We start from the raw sequence: 16,759 nt of genomic DNA on the forward strand, positions 1-16,759 counted from the left end.
TCAGCACTCGACCCACCCCCCTGACGCCGCCGAGGCGAGCACCGCGTCGCAGACGCGCGCGGCTCGGGCGCCGTCGTCGAAGGTGGGCAGGCCGTCGCGGCGCTCGCCGCGCAGCGCGGCGTAGCTGTCGGCGACGAAGGCCTCGAAGCACTCGTGGTAGCCCTGCGCGTGCCCGGGGGGCAGCGGCGAGTACGGCAGGGCGGCGGCGGTCAGCGTCTGGGGGTCGCGCACCAGCACCATCGACCCCTCGCGCCTGCCCAGCCACAGCTTCTCGGGTTGCTCCTGGTCGAAGGCCAGGCTCTGCTCGGTGCCCGCCACCTCGAGGAAGAGCCGGTTCTTGCGCCCCGGCGAGACCTGACTGGTGGTGAGGGAGCCGAGCGCGCCGCCTGCCGTACGGAACTGGACGGTGACGACGTCCTCGGTCAGCACGGGAGCGTGGCCGGCGCGCTCCCGCTGGACGACGCCCGTCTGCGCGGACACCGCGCTGATGCGCTCGCCCGTGACGAACTCGGCCAGGTCGCACCAGTGCGAGCCGATGTCGGCGAACGTCCGGCTGGGCCCGCCGATCTCGGGATCGACCCGCCAGTTGTCGTCCTCGGGGCGTAACAGCCAGTCCTGAAGGTAGCTGCCGTGGATCAGGGTGACCCTGCCGACGTCCCCGCGCGCCACGCGCTGCCTGGCCTCGCGGGCCATCGCGTGGAAGCGGTAGACGAACGGGACCGTGGCCACCAGGCCCGCCTCGTCGGCGCGGGCGGCCATGAGCGCCGCGGTCTCCGCGTCGGTGGCCAGCGGCTTCTCGCAGATGACCGCCACCCCGGCGGCGATGGCCTTGAGGGCGAGCGGCGCGTGCAGGTGGTTGGGGGTGCAGATGTGGACGAGGTCGATCGCGCCCGACTCGATCAGCTCGTCCGCCGAGGCGTAGGGGCCCTGCGACCTGTCGGGCCTGGACCCCGCGACGCCGACGATCGTGGCGCCTGCGAGGCGGGCGGAGCGGGCGTGTACACGGCCCATGAAGCCGGTCCCGATGATGCCCACTCGGGGATTATCAGCCGATTCCCGGCTTATGTCCTCCATGTTTCGTGATCGTAGATTCGACTTATGATGACGGTCAAGCAAAAGTCGGGCCTTTACTTCACAAGTCCCCCGGCTTATATACCGATCTATGGCTATTGGTGTTTGGCTCATCGGCGCCAGGGGCTCGGTCGCCACGACCGTCATGGTCGGGGCGGCGGCCATCAAGGCTGGACTGCTGCCCGCCGCGGGCTGCGTGGCGGAACGGCTGCCCCCATGTGGCTTACCCGGTATCGCCGACCTCGTGTTCGGCGGTCATGACATCGCCTCCATCTCTCTGAGGAAGCGGGCCGAGCGGCTGGCCGAGGCGGGGGTGATCCCCGCCGCGCTCCCCGCCCTGCTGTCCGGCGACCTGGACGAGGCCGAGGCGGAGATCAGGCCAGGCCACGCGCACGAAGGCGACCAGGCCGACGCCGCCGCCCGGCTGGCCCGCGACATCACCGCCTTCCGCGAGCGCAAGGGTCTGGCGCGCGTCGTGGTGGTGGACCTGTCCTCCACCGAGCCGCCCGTGCCGTGGCGGCCCGAGTTCGCCGATCTCGAAGCGCTGGAGGCGGCGCTGGCCACCGGGGCGTCGGTCCTGCCGGCCAGCTCGCTGTACGCCTACGCGGCCTTCCACGCCGGGTGCGGCTACGTGGCGTTCACCCCGTCGACGGGGCCCACGCTTCCCGCGCTGGCGCAACTGGCGGCGGCCGAGGGCCTGCCGTACGCGGGACGCGACGGCAAGACGGGCGAGACGCTGGTGAAGAGCGCGCTCGCGCCGATGTTCGAGGGGCGGGGGCTGGCCGTGCGCTCCTGGTCGGGCCTGAACCTGCTCGGCGGCGGCGACGGCGCCACCCTGGCCGACCCCGCGGCGAGGGCGAGCAAGCAGACCTCGAAGGACAGGGTGGTCGAGGGCATCCTCGGCGGCCGGGTCGAGGGGCACACGCACATCGACTACGTGGCCGACCTCGGCGAGTGGAAGACCGCGTGGGACCACGTCACCTTCGAGGGGTTCATGGGCGTGCGGATGACCATGCAGTTCACCTGGCAGGGCTGCGACTCGGCGCTGGCCGCGCCCCTGGTGCTGGACCTGGCCAGGCTGGTGGCCCGCGCCCACGAGCGGGGCCGGAGGGGCGGGCTCGCCGAGCTCGGCTACTTCTTCAAGGACCCCCTCGGCGCCGCCGAGCACGCCCTGCCCGCCCAGGACGCCATGCTGCGGGCCTTCGCGGAGTCGCTCGCATGAGAGCGCTGCTCGAACTGGTCAGGGCACCCGCCGCGCTGTCGGTGCCGGGCGACACGATGGCCGGCGCCGCCGCCGCGGGCTCGCCCGCCCGCCCGGGGACGGCGGTGGCCTCCACGTTGCTGTACTGGGCCGGCATGGCGCTCAACGACTGGTCGGACCGTCACCAGGACGCCGTCGACCGGCCCGAACGCCCCGTCCCGTCCGGCCGGATCAGCCCCGCCACGGCGCTCGCCACGGCGGTGGGCTGCACGGGCGCGGGCCTGCTCACCGCCTTCGTCGCGGGCGGCAGGCGAGGGCTCGGGCTCGCCGGCCTGCTCGCGGGCGCGGTGTGGGCCTACGACCTGGCGCTCAAGCGCACGCCGGCCGGTCCCGCCGCCATGGCCGCGTGCCGGGCGCTCGACGTCATGCTCGGCGCGGGCGGCGCGGCGCGGGCCGTTCCCACCGCGCTGGCCATCGGCGCGCACACCTACGGCATCAGCGTCCTCGGCCGCGCCGAGACCAGGGGCGCCACCGGCGCGACCGTCGGGGGCGCGGTGGCCGCCTGCGCCACCGCCGCCGCGCTCGTCGCCTGGACCTGCCCCGGCGCGCCGCTGGCCGGCTACGTCACCACCGCCGGGCGAGCCCTGGCCGGCCTGCGCGCCGACCCCGATCCCGCCCGGGTACGGCAGGCCGTCCGGCTGAGCATCGTGGCGCTCATCCCCCTGCAGGCCGCCGCCGTCGCCGGCCACGGCCGTCCCGTCCAGTCCGCGGCGCTGCTGGCCGCCGCGCCCTTCGGCGGCCGGCTGTCGAGGCTGGTGGCCACCTCGTGAACTGGTCCTACTGCACCAACGGCTTCCGCGACCACCGGCTGCCCGAGGCGCTGGCCGTCCTGGCCGACCTCGGCTACACCGGGGCCGCGATCACCCTCGACCACGGCCACCTCGACCCCTACGCCCCCGGCCTCGCCCGTGACGTGGCGGCGACCGCCAAGCTGCTCGGCGAGCTCGGCATGACCGCGGTCGTGGAGACGGGTGGCCGCTACACCCTCGACCCGTGGCGCAAGCACCACCCGACGCTGCTCGGCGAGGGGGACCGGCGCAGGGCCGACTACCTGCGCAGGGCCATGCGGATCGCCGTGGACCTCGGCGCGCCCGTGGTGCACCTGTGGAGCGGGGCCCTGCCGGACGGCGTCGGCGAGCAGGAGGCGTGGGCCAGGCTGGCCGGATGGTGCGAGCGGCTGCTCGGCGACGCCGACGAGCTGGGCGTCACACTCGCCTTCGAGCCGGAGCCCGGGATGCTGGTCGCCGACCTGGCGGGCTACGAACGGCTGCGGGACCTGCTCGGCGGCCATCCCCGTTTCGGGCTCACGCTGGACATCGGGCACTGCAGGTGCCTGGAACCGCAGGACGTGCCGGACTGCGTCCGGCGGGCGCTGCCGTACCTGGCGCACGTGCAGATCGAGGACATGCGCAGGGGCGTCCACGAGCACCTGGAGTTCGGGGCGGGCGAGATCGGTTTCCCGCCCGTCATCGCCGCGCTCGCGGGTTACCGCGGCCAGGTGGCGGTCGAGCTGGCCAGGCACGGCCACGCCGCCCCCGAGGTCGCCCGCCGGTCGATCGACTTCCTGAGGAGGGCACATGGACGACTGGACGGCTGAGGCCGTGGCGCAGGTGAAGGCCGACCAGCAGACCGCGCACCGCCTGTTCCCGGTGGCGGCGCGCAGGGGCGGCCCCTCCGCCAGAGCCGCCCTGCTCGGCCACGTCGACGCCGCGACGGTCGCCGCCCTGTACCGCAACGGCGACGCCGGCGAGCGCCTGGCCGTTCTGGACGCGCTGGACCGGCTCGACCTCGGCGACGCGGCGCTGCCGCTGGTGGAGGACGCGCTGCGCACCAACGACGCCAGGCTCGTCGCCGCGGCCCTCGGCCCGTACGGCGCGCGGGTCCTCGACGACCACGCCTACCGCCAGGGCGTGCTGAAGTGCGTGTTCATGGCGATCCCGCTCGAGCGGGTCGCCGGCCTCGACGAACGCTTCGACCCCGAGCTGGCCAGGATGCTGGCCGCCTACGCCGACGAACGGAGGGCGGCCGGCAGGACCGTGCCCCCCGACGTGCTGGAGAGGATCTGATGCGCATCTTCGACCCCCACGTCCACATGACCTCCAGGACCACCGACGACTACGAGCGGATGCACGGGGCGGGGGTGCGCGCCGTCGTCGAACCGGCCTTCTGGCTGGGGCAGCCGCGCACCAACGTGGGCAGCTTCCTCGACTACTTCGACGCGCTGCTGGGCTGGGAGCCGTACCGGGCGGCGCAGCACGGCATCCGCCACCTGTGCGCGCTGGCGCTCAACCCCAAGGAGGCCAACGACCCGCGCTGCGTGGGCGTGCTCGGCGAGCTGCCCCGCTACCTGCTGAAGGAGTCGGTCGTGGCGGTCGGCGAGATCGGCTACGACTCGATGACGCCGGCGGAGGACAGGGCGTTCGAGGCGCAGCTCGCCATGGCCGCCGAGCACGACCTGCCCGTCCTGGTGCACACCCCGCACCGGGACAAGGCCGCCGGCACCCGGCGCACGCTGGACGTCGTCAAGGGCCTGCCGCCCGGGCGCGTGCTGGTCGACCACCTCAACGAGGTGACGGTGGGCATGGTCGCCGACTCCGGCTGCTGGATGGGCTTCTCGATCTACCCCGACACCAAGATGGACCCTGGCCGGATGGTGGCGATCCTCCAGGAGTACGGCACCGAGCGGATGCTGGTGAACTCGGCCGCCGACTGGGGCCGCAGCGATCCGTTGCGCACCAGGGCCGTCGGCGAGGCGATGCTCGCCGCCGGTTTCACCGAGGACGACGTCGACAGGGTGCTGTGGCGCAACCCGTCCGCCTTCTACGGCGTCGATCCCGCCGCGCCCGTGCCGGGCGACGACTACGCGGGCAACACGATCAGGCGGGGTGGCTGATGCGCCTGCTGCACCCCGGCGGTCCGGTCGTGCACCTGGCCTACTGCACCAACGTCCACCCCGCCGAGGACCTGCCGGGCATCCACGCCCAGCTGTCCGGCTCCTGCGCCCGCGTCCGCGCGCTGCTCGGCGTGCCGCTGCTCGGCGTGGGGCTGTGGCTGCCCGCCGGAGCCGCCCGCGCGCTGCTGGCCGACCGCCGGGAGCTGGTACGGCTGCGCGCCGCGCTCGACGACAACGGCCTGGAGGTCGTCACGCTGAACGGCTTCCCCTACGGCGGCTTCCAGCGGGAGGTGGTGAAACACCGCGTCTACTCCCCCGACTGGTCCTCGCCCGCGCGGCTGTCCTACACCCTCGACCTGGCCGCGATCCTCGCCGCCCTGCTCCCGGACGACGTGGCCGAGGGCTCGATCTCGACCCTGCCGCTGGCCTGGCGCACCAGGGGCGCGCCGACCGCCCTGCTGGGCAGCCTGGTCGAGGGGCTGCGCGAGGTCGGCGAGCGGACCGGCAAGACCATCAGGGTCGGCTTCGAGCCCGAACCCGGCTGCGTCATCGAGACCACCGCCCAGGCCGCGAAGCTGCTGCCGCGCGACGACCTCCTCGGCGTCTGCCTGGACGCCTGCCACCTCGCCGTCGGCTTCGAGGGGCTCGACTTCGGCGACCTGCCGATCGTGAAGCTGCAGGCGTCGTGCGCGCTGGAGACGCCGCCGGGGGCGCAGCGGGCGCTCGAGAGGTTCCACGAGGCGCGCTTCCTGCACCAGACCAGGTGCGCCTCCGGCTACGCCGACGACCTGGACGAGGCGCTGGCGCGCCTGCCGTACGGGGAGAGGTGGCGGACCCATTTCCACATGCCCCTGCACGCCGACCCTCCGCCGCCGCTGACCACCACCGCCGGGTACCTCGGCGAGCTGCTGCGCGCCGTGCTGGCCGCGCCGCTCACCAGGCACATCGAGGTCGAGACCTACACCTGGACGGTGCTGCCCGACCAGGACGTGCTCGGCGGCATCGCCGCCGAGCTCACCTGGATGCGGCACGAGCTGGCCGCCCTCGGACTGAAGGAGCTGTGATGCCGCCGATCGTGGTGATCAACGTGGTGGGGCTGACCCCGCGCCTGCTCGCGCACATGCCCGGAGTGTCCAAGGTCGGCGCGGCGGCGGCGCTGCGCCCGATCCTGCCTGCCGTGACCTGCTCGATGCAGGCCACCCTGCTGACCGGCGCGCCACCGCGCCGGCACGGGATCGTCGGCAACGGCTGGTACTTCAGGGACCTGGGCGAGGTCTTCCTGTGGCGGCAGCACAACGCGCTCATCCAGGGCGGCCAGCTGTGGGACTCGGTCCCCGGCCTGCGCACCGCCAACGTCTGCTGGTGGTACGCCATGGGCGCGGCCGCCGACCTGCTCGTCACCCCGCGCCCGATCTACCACGCCGACGGGCGCAAGTCGCCGGACTGCTACACGCGACCGCCCTCCCTGCACGACGAGCTGCCGCCGTTCCCCCTCTTCAGCTACTGGGGGCCGGGCGCGGGCATCGCCTCGACCGAGTGGATCGTCGGCGCGTCCGTCCACATCCTGCGCGCCCACCGGCCCGACCTGATGCTCGTCTACATCCCGCACCTCGACTACGACCTGCAACGGTACGGCCCCGACGGTCCGCAGGCGGTCGCCGCGGCCCAGGCCGTCGAGACCGCGCTCGCGCCCCTGCTGGCCGAGGACGCCACGTTCGTCGTGCTGTCGGAGTACGGCATCACGCCCGCCTCCAGGCCCGTCGACGTCAACAGGGCGCTGCGCGCGGCCGGGCTGCTGGAGGTGTACACGCAGGCCGGCATGGAGTACCTCGACCCGTGGACCTCGCGGGCCTTCGCCGTCGCCGACCACCAGCTGGCCCACGTCTACGTGCGCGACCCCGCCGACCTGCCGAGGGTGCGGTCGGTGGTGTCCGAGCTGCCCGGCGTGGACGAGGTGCTGGACGAGACGGGCAAGGCCGTCCACGGTCTCGACCACGAGCGCTCGGGCGAGCTCGTCGCGGTCGCCGAGCCCGACGCGTGGTTCACCTATTACTACTGGCTGGACGACGCCCGCGCCCCCGACTTCGCCCGGCTGGTCGAGATCCACCGCAAGCCCGGCTACGACCCGGCCGAGCTGTTCATGGATCCCGCCGATCCGTTCGTCAAGGTGCGCGCGGGCCTGGCGCTGGCCCGCAAGAGGCTCGGCCTGCGCTACACGATGCCGGTGGTACCGCTGGACCCGTCGCCCGTGCGGGGCAGCCACGGCCGGCTGCCCGACAGCGCCGACGACGGTCCCGTCCTGCTCGGCCCCTTCGACGGGGACGCCTACCCGGCCACGGCGGTCAAGGGCCTGCTCGAAGGGCTCATCTCCAGGCGCGCAGGCTGAGGTCGTCGCAGTAGCCCTGGCCCGCCTCCTTCCGCCAGCAGAAGATCGTCGCCTTGGTCATGCCCTTGCCGGTGGTGAAGGTCATCGAGTAGTAGGCGTACTTCTTTCCGCGGTGCACCCTCCACCCGCCCCGGTGGGGGTCGGCGGTCTTGACGCCCAGCATGGTCCGCCTGCCGTCGGAGCGCACCCATCCGCTCAGGGTGTACCTGGTGTTGGGGCGCAGGTTGGTCAGCACCTGCTCGGCGGCGGCGTCCATGCCGGGGGTGGCGGCCAGCCAGACCGCGCCCCAGCCGCTGTGCTGGTCGCTGGTGACCTGCTTGACGGTGCCCCTGGGGTACCAGGGCGCCAGGTCGGCGTCGTTGAACCCGGCGTTCGCCAGAAGGTTGCGGTTGGTGAGGCGAAGCTTCCTGACCGGGCTCGGGACGGCGGTCGGGCTCGGGGAGGGGCTGGGCGTCTTCTTCCTTTTCGTCTTCGGCGTACGGCTGGGCAGCGGCGTGGACCAGGTGCCGGTGGAGGGGACGGCCACGGGCAGCGTGCTCGGCTGGGGATCGCGGGCCTGCGCTCGGGCCGTGCCCTGCGCCGTGGCGCCGTCCCTGGTGAGCAGGACGGCGGTCGTCGCGCCGCCGAGCACGATGACGGCGGCGGCCGCCAGCACGGCGATCAGCCGCCGCCTGCCCGCCGGCCGCGAGCTTCCCTGCCCCGCGGCGCCGGGAGGGGGCGGCTGAACCATGGCCCCCGGCACCCCGGTGATGGTCGCCTGCGGCGGGACGGTCGCCCCCACGGGCCCGGCGGCCGGAACCGTGGGCCCGAGGGGCGGAACCGTAAGCCCGGAGGGCGGAACCGCAGGCCCGGAGGGCGGGACCGTCGTCCCCGTGAGCGCGGCGGGCGGCGGCTGCGGCGGGATCGTCGTCCCGGGAAGTCCCGCGAGCGGCGGCTGCGGGGGGAGCGTCGTCCCGTGCGGTCCGTGGAGGGGCGGCTGCTGGGCTGCCGGGGCGGCGGGCGGGGTGCCCGGGTGAGTCGGCTGCGGCCCCGGCGGCGCGACCTGCGCCGGATGGGGAGGCGCGACCGGCACCGGATGGTGAGGCGCGACGGGCGCGGGATGGTGGGGCGGCGGCGCGGCGACGGGCGGGACTGGCGGCGGCGCGCCAACGGGCTGGACGGGCTGGGCGGGCGGGGCGGGCTGGGGTGACGCCGGAGAGACGGGCTGGGGCGGCACCGGGGTGCGGGCCCCGCTCAGATGGGCCACGAGCTGTTCGGCGGTCGGCCGCCGCACCGGGTCCTTGACCAGGCAGAGCGACACCAGATCCCGCAACGCTCCGGCGAGCACCCCGAGGTCGGGCTCCTCGTACATGATCGAGTGCAGCAGCCCCGGCAGGGTCTCGGTGACGAACGCCGGCCGCCCGTTGGCCGCGAACACCATCGTCATCGCCCACGCGAACACGTCCGCGGCCGGGCCGACCGGCGTCTCGGCGAACTGCTCGGGCGCCATGTACCTGGGCGTGCCGAAGACCTGCCCCTGGTGCGTCATCCCGGACAGCTCGCTGTCCAGCGCCCTGGCGATGCCGAAGTCGATCACCACGGGACCGTCGGGCCCCAGCAGGATGTTGGCGGGCTTGAAGTCGCGGTGCAGCACGCCCGCCCGGTGGATGGCCGCCAGCGCCATCGCGGTGTTGAGCGCCAGCCGTTCGAGCGCGGCTCCCGTGCGGGCGCCCGTCTCCCGTACGGACTCCTCGAGCGAGGGGCCGGAGACGTACTCGCTGACGATGTAGGGGCTGTCGCCGACCAGGCCGGTCTCCAGGATCTGGGCGGTGCAGAACCTGGCCACGCTGGTGGCGATCCGTACCTCGCGGACGAAACGCTCGCGCGCCTCCGCGTTGGCGATCAGGTAGGCCTGCAGGACCTTCACGGCGACGCGCTGCCCGTCCGGCGCCTCGCCGAGATAGACGATGCCTTGTCCGCCCTCGCCTAACCTGCCGAGGATGCGGTGTCCCCCGACAGCCGCAGGATCCCCGGGAATGAGCGGTCTCAACTCGACCACGGTGCCCCTTTTCCCCCGTTAACTCCCCTAGAGAGGGCACCTGTATATCACCGAACCGGAACCCCGGTTCGGCGACTGCGCATACCCGTGCGTCCGCGCACGTCAGAGCCCGCGACCGAGGTCGGCGACGAACCTGGCCAGCCCCGCCCGCCGCCGGAACAGCTCGTGCACCTCGGGTGTCGGCTCGTCGGCCAGGCGATCGAGCGGCAGGGTCGTCCACGCGGCGACCAGCACGAGCGTGGCGGCGTAGCCGTAGGCGACGTCGTCGGCGGAGAAGCCGGACCCCTCGACGTAGGCCGCCTCGATCGCCTCGTGGACGGCGGGCAGCTCGGCCGGCGTCAGCTCGCCCGAGTGTGCCCGGCCGACCAGGAGCTGGCACAGGTCGAAGCCCGCGCAGGTGGCGTACGGCCAGCTCCAGTCGATGGCCACGAAGCGCGCCGAGCCGTCGGCGGGCACGAGCAGGTTGCCGGGGGAGGCGTCCCCGTGCGAGAGCGTGTGCGGCAGCTCGGCGACCGCCGCGACCAGCGGCTCGATCCTGGCGGCGAGTGCCAGCAGGTCGGAGCGCAGCAGCGGGTCGGCGTAGGCGGCGACGAGCGGGTGCCGCCACAGGTCCGGATCGCGCAGCGCGGGCAGGAACACGTGCTCGACCGGCCCGCCGAGGTAGTGGCGCAGGCCCTCGTTGGGCCCGGCAGCCGGATGCATGGCGGCCAGCTCGCCCAGGAGCCGGGCGGCGGACCGGTACCTGTCGAGGTCCCAGGGCGCGTCGGCGGTCCTGATGTCCTCCAGCCACATCACGTAGCGGTCGCCGCCCAGGTCCTCCACGTGGTGCAGACGCGGCAGGCGCAGGCCGTCCGGCAGCGCGAAGCCCGCCAGGTAGGTGTCGAGGTCGACCCGCCACGGGAAGTGCGCCGCCAGCTCCTCCATGCCCGGACGGCGCCGCGGCGACTCGATCGACTTGACGACGAACGACCAGGGCAGGCCCGCCGTCGTGGTGCCGTGAAGCCTGCGCAGCGAGATGGTGGACAGCGCGCCGGACCCGTGCGCGGGCACGTCCTCGCTGCGCTGCTCGGCGATCTCGGCCGACGGGTCGCCGAGGCTGCGCCGTACCAGGTCCCTCAAGTCCATGGCCACAGCCTGCTCTCCCGGGAATGCCCTCGCATGAGTACGGGCTACTCAAATAGCCTTCCAGGGTGGCACGCGGGTGGCCCTTCGCGGGCCGGACGGCTGAGCTGGAGGAGATCAGGTCCGCCACTGGCGGCCTGGTCGTCGTGGGCGCGCCCGGGGTGGGCAAGAGCAGTCTGGTGGCGCACGCCGTACGCGATCTCGACGGCGTGGCCTGGGTGCGGGCCACGGCCGCCGCCGCGGAGCTGCCGCTGGGCGCCTTCGGCCCGCTGCTGCCCTCCACGCCGCCCGCGGGCAACCCGCTGGGCTGGGCGGCCGACGCCGTGCGGGCGCCCGTCCTGGTGGTGGACGACGCGCACGTGCTCGACGCGGCCTCCGCCGCGCTCGTCCACCATCTGGTGGTGCGCGGCCGTACCCGGGTGATCGCGACCTTACGCACGCAGACGCCGGCGCCGGACGCCGTGCGGGCGTTGTGGAAGGACGGCCTGCTGCCGCGCATGGAGCTGGCGCCGCTGACGGTGGAGGAGACCAGGCGGCTGCTCGAACAGGCGCTGGGCGGCCGGGTGGAGCCGGGCACGGTGACGCGGCTGTGGGAGGCCAGCCGCGGCAACGCCCTGTATCTGCGGGAGCTGGTGCTGGCCGGGATGCTGGCCGAGCGCGCGGGCGTGTGGCGGTGGCGCGGGCCACTGGCGATCACCCCGTCGTTGCGCGAGACGATCGCGGGCCGCATCGGCGAGCTGACGCCCGACGAGCGCGAGGTCCTGGAGCTCCTGGCGTACGGCGAGCCGCTCGGCGCCGACCTGCTGGGCGCGCTGGCGACCGCCGCCGCGGTCGAGCGCCTGGAGGACCGCCGGCTGGTCACCGTCGACGTGGAGGGCCGCCGCCTGCAGGTACGGCTCGGCCACCCGCTCTACGGCGAGGTCATCAGGCGCGGCTGCGGCACCCTGCGGGCCCGCAAGCTCCAGCGCAAACTGGCCGACGCCGTGGCGGAGGCAGGCCTGCGCCGCCGCGAGGACGCGCTGCGGGTGGCCGTCTGGCGGCTGGACAGCGGCGCCGACAGCGATCCCGAGCTGCTGCTCGCCGCCTGCGACCTGGCCCGGACGGTGCGCGACCTCGTGCTGGCCGAGCGCCTGGCCCGCGCGGCCGGCGACGGTGTCCCGGCCAGGCTCGCGCTGGGCAGCATCCTGTTCTACGTCGACCGCTACGCGGAGTCGGAGGAGGTGTTCGCCGCCGCCGGCCGGCTGCCGATGGACGGGCACACGCGCGTGGAGTGGGCGTCCTACCGGGCCTTCAACCTGTTCTGGGGGCTGGGCAGGCTCGAGGAGGCGCTGGAGCTGATGACGGTGGCCGAGGAATCGGCCGCCGATCTCGACTCGCGGCAGGGGGCGCGAGTCACCAGGGCCTCGGTGGAGGTCTTCGCCGGCGATCTGGAGGGCGCGAGGGCGTCGCTGCGCGCGGCTTCCGACATGGGCCCGACCACGCATCCGCGCAGCGTACGGGCGTCCGGCACGACCGAGGCCGGCATCCTGGCCGCGGAGGGCAGGGCGGCTGAGTCCCTGCGGCTGGTCGCCCGCACGCTCGACCTGGTGCCGGACACATTGCCGAGTCTCATGGCCGCGCTGCTGGAGGCCGCCACGGACGCCGCGCTCTATCTGGGCGATCTGGCGGCGGCCGAACGTCATGCCGAGCGGGGGCGCGGCCTGGACGGCGAGCTCGGCATGTGGGCCAGGACGACCATCGTCTTCGGCAGCCGCACGGCGCGGGCGCTCAGGCTGCGCGGCCGGGTGGCCGACGCGCTGGCCTGGTGCAGGGAGACGGTCGCCCATCTGCCCGAGCGCAGCGTGTGGGCGGGCCTGTGCCTGGGCGAGCTGGCCCATGCCCACGCGCTGCTCGGCGAGGTCGGCGCGGCGGAGGAGGCGATCGCGCGCGCCGAGCGGACCTGGCTGCCGGTCGGCCCGCCCGTCGTGGTCCCGCTCCAGCAGGCGAAGGTGTGGACGCGGGCGGCGCGCGGCGACGTGCCGGGCGCCGTCGCGACCGCGCTGGCCGCGGCCGAGCGGGCGCTGCCCGTCCAGGTGCCGTTCGTCCTGCACGACGTCGTACGGCTCGGCCACCCCGCGCTGGTCGCCGACCGCCTGACCGGTGAGGGCCCGCTGGTCGCGCTCTTCGCCCGGCACGCCGCCGCCCGCACGGGCCCGGAATTCGACGCCGTCTCGATCGGTTTCGAGGGTCTCGGCCTGACCGTGCACGCCGCGGAGGCGGCGGCTCACGCGGCCCGCCGCTACCGCGACGACGGGCTGACCCGTGCGGCCAGGGCCGCGGAGACCAGGGCGTGGGCGCTGTCGCGCCGCTGCCAGGGCGTCCGCACTCCCGCGCTGCTCGACCTGGACGTGCCCGCGCTCACCCCTCGCCAGCGTGAGATCGCCCTGCTGGCCGCCCAGGGCCTGACCAACAGGGAGATCGCGACCAGGCTCGTGGTCTCCATCAGGACCGTCGCCAACACCCTCTACGCCGTCTACGAGAAGACCGGTGTGAGCGACCGCGCCGACCTGGCCGACCTGCTCGGCTGAACCGATCCCGGGGAGTTGACGCGTTTCCGCACGGCTTCTATGGTTCATTACAAGAGTAATGAACCACAGAAGCGAGCAACCATGTTCGACGACCGGAGCCCCATCTACCGGCAGATCGCGGACCGCATCAAGGCCGAGGTCATGAGCGGGGCACTGAAGGGAGACGAGCAGGTCATGTCGACCAACCAGTACGCCGCCTTCTACCGCATCAACCCCGCGACGGCGCAGAAGGCGTTCCAGCAACTGGTCGACGAAGGCGTCCTCTACAAGAAACGAGGTATCGGCATGTTCGTCAGCCCTGCCGCCCGGGACACGCTCCGCGCGGAGCGCAGGGAGGGCTTCTTCACCGAGGTGGTCGACCCGATGGTGGCCGAGGCCAAGGCCATCGGCATCCCGCTCGACGACGTGATCGACCGCATCAGGAACAGCCGATGAGGATCGACATCGACGACCTGCGCGTGAGCTACGGGGACGTCCACGCCGTCGAGGGCCTGTCGCTCACGCTCGAGCCGGGCAAGATCTACGGCCTGCTCGGCCGCAACGGCGCGGGCAAGACCAGCCTGCTGTCGGTCCTGGCGGGCTTCCGCAAGCCGAGCGGCGGCGGCGTGCTGGCCGACGGCCGCCCGATCTTCGAGAACACGGCGATCACCAGGGACATCTCGCTGATCCGCGACGCCGGCGAGACGATCGACCTGGGCACCGTGGAGGACGCGCTCTACTTCGCCGAGCACCTGCGCCCCCGATGGGACGCCGCCTACGCGAAGGAGCTCATCGACCTGTTCGAGCTCGACCCCAAGAAGAACGTCAAAACCATGTCCAAGGGCCAGCGCTCGGCCGTCGGCGTGGTCGTGGGCCTGGCCTCGCGGGCCCCGCTGACCATGTTCGACGAGTCGTACCTCGGCATGGACGCCCCCAGCCGGCAGGCCTTCTACGACGCGCTGCTGGCCGACTTCATGGCCCACCCCCGCACGCTGATCCTCTCCACCCACCTCATCGAGGAGGTCAGCGCCCTGTTCGAGGAGGTCGTCATCATCGACAAGGGCCGCCTCGTCGTCCACTCCCCCGCCGACGACCTGCTGTCCATGGGCACCTCCGTCACCGGCCCGACGGCCCAGGTCGAGGAGTTCACCAAGGAGCTGACCGTGCTCGGCGTCAAGCGGCTCGGCCCCACCAGCTCCGCCATGGTGTACGGCAGGCTCGACCACGCCGAGGCCCGCCGCGCCGGCCTGGAGACCGGCCCCATCGCGATGCAGGAGCTGTTCATCCACCTGACCGGAGGCCCGGCCTCATGAGATTCCCCAGTCGCCTCCTCGGCGCCAACATCTGGTTCGCCTCCTTCACGTGGCTGGCCTACCTCGTGCTCATCACGCTGATCACCGTCGGCATCGCCATCTGGGGCAACCTGGACGAGAGCGTGTGGGAGAAGGCCGTCCAGCTGACCCGCTGGTACGCGCTCTTCGCCGGGGTCGCCCTGGTCAACGAGTTCCTGCCGCTCTACATCGCCCACGGGCAGAGCCGCCGCCAGTTCGGCTTCCAGGCGGCGGTCACCATCGCGCTGTTCGCGCCGTTCCTGGCGGCCCTGCTGGTGATCAGCTTCCTGCTGGAGTCGCTGCTGTACGGCGTGACGGGATGGACGTGGGCGCTCGGCCAGGCCCACCTGTTCACCGCGCCCACGCAGGTCCCGCTGATCTTCCTCGAGTACACGGTGATGTTCCTGGCCTGGCTGGTGACCGGCGCGTTCTGCGCGGCCGCCTTCTACCGGTGGCAGGGCGGCGGGCTGCTGGCCGTACCGGTCGGCATCCTCATGGTCCTGGTGGCGCAGAGCGCGATCGGCGACAGGATGCCGCTGCCGTTCATCACCGACCGGCTCGGCTTCGACCTCCCGCAGTCGGTGCCGCTGGCGCTGGCCGCGGGGCTGGGCACGTTCGCCGTCGGCCTCGGCCTCAGCTGGCTGATCATCCGCGACGTCCCGCTGCGGAACCAGCGGTGAGCGGGTGCGGCCATGCCGCTCGGGGCGTCGTCCGGCACCGCCGGGCCGCCGAGGTCGCGTGGCGCCCCCGGTGAGGCGGACGCCGTGACACCGTCGGCAATGGACGCCGTTCGTCAGCTGGGCGGCGCCGGGGCGAGCAGGCGGTCGAGCTCGGCGGCCACCGCGGCGGGGCGCTCCAGGTGGAGGTCGTGTCCCGCGCCGGGCACGGTGACGAACCGGGCGTCGGGCCGCAGCCGCCGCATCTCGGCCACCTCCTCCGCCGGCAGGACGCCCCGCTCGCCGAGGACGACGGTCGTCGGGCAGGCGATGCCCGCCCAGTCGTCCCAGTTCGAGCGGCGGGCGTGCGCGGCGATGACGTCGACGACGACCTCGCGCTCGAATGTCGGGCGCAGGCCGTCGACCCCGGCGACCAGCCCGGAGGCCCAGCCCTCGCCGACCGGCCCGCCGCCGAAGAACCGCACCGCGTCCTCATGGGCGGCGAAGGGAACCGGCCAGGAGCCCAGCCAGCCGTCGATCTCCGCGGGCGTCTCGTCGTCACCCGCCGCCGCGCCCGCCTCCACCAGCAGCAGCGCCCGCACCAGGTCGGGACGCGCGGCGGCGGCCTGGATCGCGGTGACGCCGCCCAGCGACTGCCCGGCCAGGATCACCGGCCCGGCGGCGAGCTCCCCGATGACGGCGACCGCGTCGGCGACGAAGGCGGCCCTGGAGGTGTCGCCCGGGCGGGGTTCGCTGCCCCCGTGGCCGCGCTGGTCGAGCGCCAGCAGCCGGTAACGGCCGCCGAGGTGCGCGCCGAGCGCCTCCCACTCGCGGGACTGTCCGGCCAGGCCGTGCAGGAGCAGGACGGCGGGCCCCGGGCCGCCGCTGTCGCGGCAGACCAGTCGCACGCCGTCACGTCGCACGGTCGTCGTTCTCATGTCGTCTTCCACGCCGTCTTCCACGTCGTCTTCCACGTCGTCTTCCCCATCGCCGGGACACTCTACGCAGCCGCCGGCATGCGCAGGTGCGCGCGTACTGGGTAGAGGACGCGTATGTCGAGCCTCATGGACAAGGTGCGCGCGTATCTGCGCAGCCCGGAAGGCAAGCAAACGATCGACAAGGCCAAGCGCATGGCCAGCGACCCGCACAACCAGGCGAAGGCGAGGAGGTTCCTGGACAGACTGCGCCCGAAGCGCCACTGAGCCGCCGGCGCGGACGGCCGAGGGCGCGCGGGTGCCGGGCGAGCCCGTGGCTCCGGCGGCACCCGCGCGTCACCCGGACCCCTGGCACACCGTGTCGCCCCGGGACGAGTCGCCGCGTTCAGGGCGCTGGCGGCCGGCGGAAGTGTCGGTCGCGCCTCCTAGTAGTACTTTGTTAGTTCGGGATCTTGTGTGAGATGATCTTTGTGTGACTCCGGATGAGCTGGCTGATGTTCGAGGCCGTCTTGAGGACTTC

The 16,759-nt window shown here is 73.6% G+C and carries 16 protein-coding genes; 12 read left to right on the forward strand and 4 right to left on the reverse strand.

The features are described from left to right. Window positions 1-1,035 (reverse strand): Gfo/Idh/MocA family oxidoreductase, encoded by a 1,035-nt coding sequence (locus ABZX22_RS07855; RefSeq protein WP_354906822.1) that lies wholly within the window; start codon window positions 1,033-1,035, stop codon window positions 1-3. Between the two features lie 127 nt (window positions 1,036-1,162). Between ABZX22_RS07855 and ABZX22_RS07860 the strand changes: the two genes are divergently transcribed. From ABZX22_RS07860 to ABZX22_RS07890, 7 genes are read left to right on the forward strand one after another with little or no spacing between them, the layout of a single operon-like run. Next, window positions 1,163-2,293: an inositol-3-phosphate synthase gene (locus ABZX22_RS07860; RefSeq protein ID WP_354906823.1), complete on the forward strand. Its 1,131-nt coding sequence runs from the start codon at window positions 1,163-1,165 to the stop codon at window positions 2,291-2,293. Further along, window positions 2,290-3,102, forward strand: coding sequence for an SCO3242 family prenyltransferase (locus tag ABZX22_RS07865; RefSeq protein ID WP_354906824.1), 813 nt, complete (start codon window positions 2,290-2,292; stop codon window positions 3,100-3,102). Before ABZX22_RS07860 ends, ABZX22_RS07865 begins: the two co-directional genes overlap by 4 nt. Beyond that, entirely contained in the window at window positions 3,099-3,929 is an 831-nt protein-coding gene (locus ABZX22_RS07870; RefSeq protein ID WP_354906825.1) for a sugar phosphate isomerase/epimerase family protein, read from the forward strand. The genes ABZX22_RS07865 and ABZX22_RS07870 overlap by 4 nt, the downstream gene beginning before the upstream one ends. Beyond that, entirely contained in the window at window positions 3,910-4,398 is a 489-nt protein-coding gene (locus tag ABZX22_RS07875; RefSeq protein WP_354906826.1) for an EboA domain-containing protein, read from the forward strand. The genes ABZX22_RS07870 and ABZX22_RS07875 overlap by 20 nt, the downstream gene beginning before the upstream one ends. After that, on the forward strand, window positions 4,398-5,225 hold the full coding sequence (locus ABZX22_RS07880; RefSeq protein ID WP_354906827.1) for a TatD family hydrolase: 828 nt from the start codon (window positions 4,398-4,400) through the stop codon (window positions 5,223-5,225). Before ABZX22_RS07875 ends, ABZX22_RS07880 begins: the two co-directional genes overlap by 1 nt. Further along, window positions 5,225-6,289: a metabolite traffic protein EboE gene (gene eboE / locus ABZX22_RS07885; RefSeq protein WP_354906828.1), complete on the forward strand. Its 1,065-nt coding sequence runs from the start codon at window positions 5,225-5,227 to the stop codon at window positions 6,287-6,289. The genes ABZX22_RS07880 and eboE overlap by 1 nt, the downstream gene beginning before the upstream one ends. Continuing rightward, the gene (locus tag ABZX22_RS07890; RefSeq protein WP_354906829.1) at window positions 6,289-7,611 is read left to right on the forward strand and encodes a nucleotide pyrophosphatase/phosphodiesterase family protein; all 1,323 of its coding nucleotides are present in this window, start codon (window positions 6,289-6,291) and stop codon (window positions 7,609-7,611) included. The genes eboE and ABZX22_RS07890 overlap by 1 nt, the downstream gene beginning before the upstream one ends. Here the strand turns inward: ABZX22_RS07890 and ABZX22_RS07895 are convergent. Together ABZX22_RS07895 and ABZX22_RS07900 are read right to left on the reverse strand one after the other, a co-directional pair. Then, window positions 7,589-9,649 (reverse strand): protein kinase, encoded by a 2,061-nt coding sequence (locus ABZX22_RS07895; RefSeq protein WP_354906830.1) that lies wholly within the window; start codon window positions 9,647-9,649, stop codon window positions 7,589-7,591. The genes ABZX22_RS07890 and ABZX22_RS07895 overlap by 23 nt on opposite strands. Window positions 9,650-9,751: 102 nt before the next feature. Continuing rightward, the gene (locus tag ABZX22_RS07900) at window positions 9,752-10,774 is read right to left on the reverse strand and encodes a phosphotransferase (protein WP_354906831.1); all 1,023 of its coding nucleotides are present in this window, start codon (window positions 10,772-10,774) and stop codon (window positions 9,752-9,754) included. 65 nt (window positions 10,775-10,839) lie between these two features. On the opposite strand from ABZX22_RS07900, the gene ABZX22_RS07905 reads away from it, so the two are divergent. The 4 genes from ABZX22_RS07905 (at window position 10,840) to ABZX22_RS07920 (ending at window position 15,328) form a co-directional block, all read left to right on the forward strand. Further along, entirely contained in the window at window positions 10,840-13,338 is a 2,499-nt protein-coding gene (locus tag ABZX22_RS07905; protein WP_354906832.1) for a LuxR C-terminal-related transcriptional regulator, read from the forward strand. 81 nt (window positions 13,339-13,419) lie between these two features. Then, window positions 13,420-13,773 (forward strand): GntR family transcriptional regulator, encoded by a 354-nt coding sequence (locus tag ABZX22_RS07910; protein ID WP_354906833.1) that lies wholly within the window; start codon window positions 13,420-13,422, stop codon window positions 13,771-13,773. Then, on the forward strand, window positions 13,770-14,630 hold the full coding sequence (locus tag ABZX22_RS07915; RefSeq protein ID WP_354906834.1) for an ABC transporter ATP-binding protein: 861 nt from the start codon (window positions 13,770-13,772) through the stop codon (window positions 14,628-14,630). The genes ABZX22_RS07910 and ABZX22_RS07915 overlap by 4 nt, the downstream gene beginning before the upstream one ends. Next, on the forward strand, window positions 14,627-15,328 hold the full coding sequence (locus ABZX22_RS07920) for a hypothetical protein (protein ID WP_354906835.1): 702 nt from the start codon (window positions 14,627-14,629) through the stop codon (window positions 15,326-15,328). The genes ABZX22_RS07915 and ABZX22_RS07920 overlap by 4 nt, the downstream gene beginning before the upstream one ends. Before the next feature lie 113 nt (window positions 15,329-15,441). On the opposite strand, the gene ABZX22_RS07925 is transcribed toward ABZX22_RS07920, so the two are convergent. After that, window positions 15,442-16,242, reverse strand: a complete 801-nt coding sequence (locus ABZX22_RS07925; protein ID WP_354906836.1) for an alpha/beta hydrolase — start codon at window positions 16,240-16,242, stop codon at window positions 15,442-15,444. Window positions 16,243-16,368: 126 nt separating this feature from the next. Between ABZX22_RS07925 and ABZX22_RS07930 the strand changes: the two genes are divergently transcribed. Beyond that, the gene (locus tag ABZX22_RS07930; protein WP_354906837.1) at window positions 16,369-16,506 is read left to right on the forward strand and encodes a hypothetical protein; all 138 of its coding nucleotides are present in this window, start codon (window positions 16,369-16,371) and stop codon (window positions 16,504-16,506) included. The last annotated feature ends 253 nt before the right edge of the window (window positions 16,507-16,759 follow it).

This window comes from Nonomuraea sp. NPDC003804, from assembly GCF_040610675.1.
In the GTDB taxonomy this organism is placed as follows: Bacteria; Actinomycetota; Actinomycetes; order Streptosporangiales; family Streptosporangiaceae; genus Nonomuraea.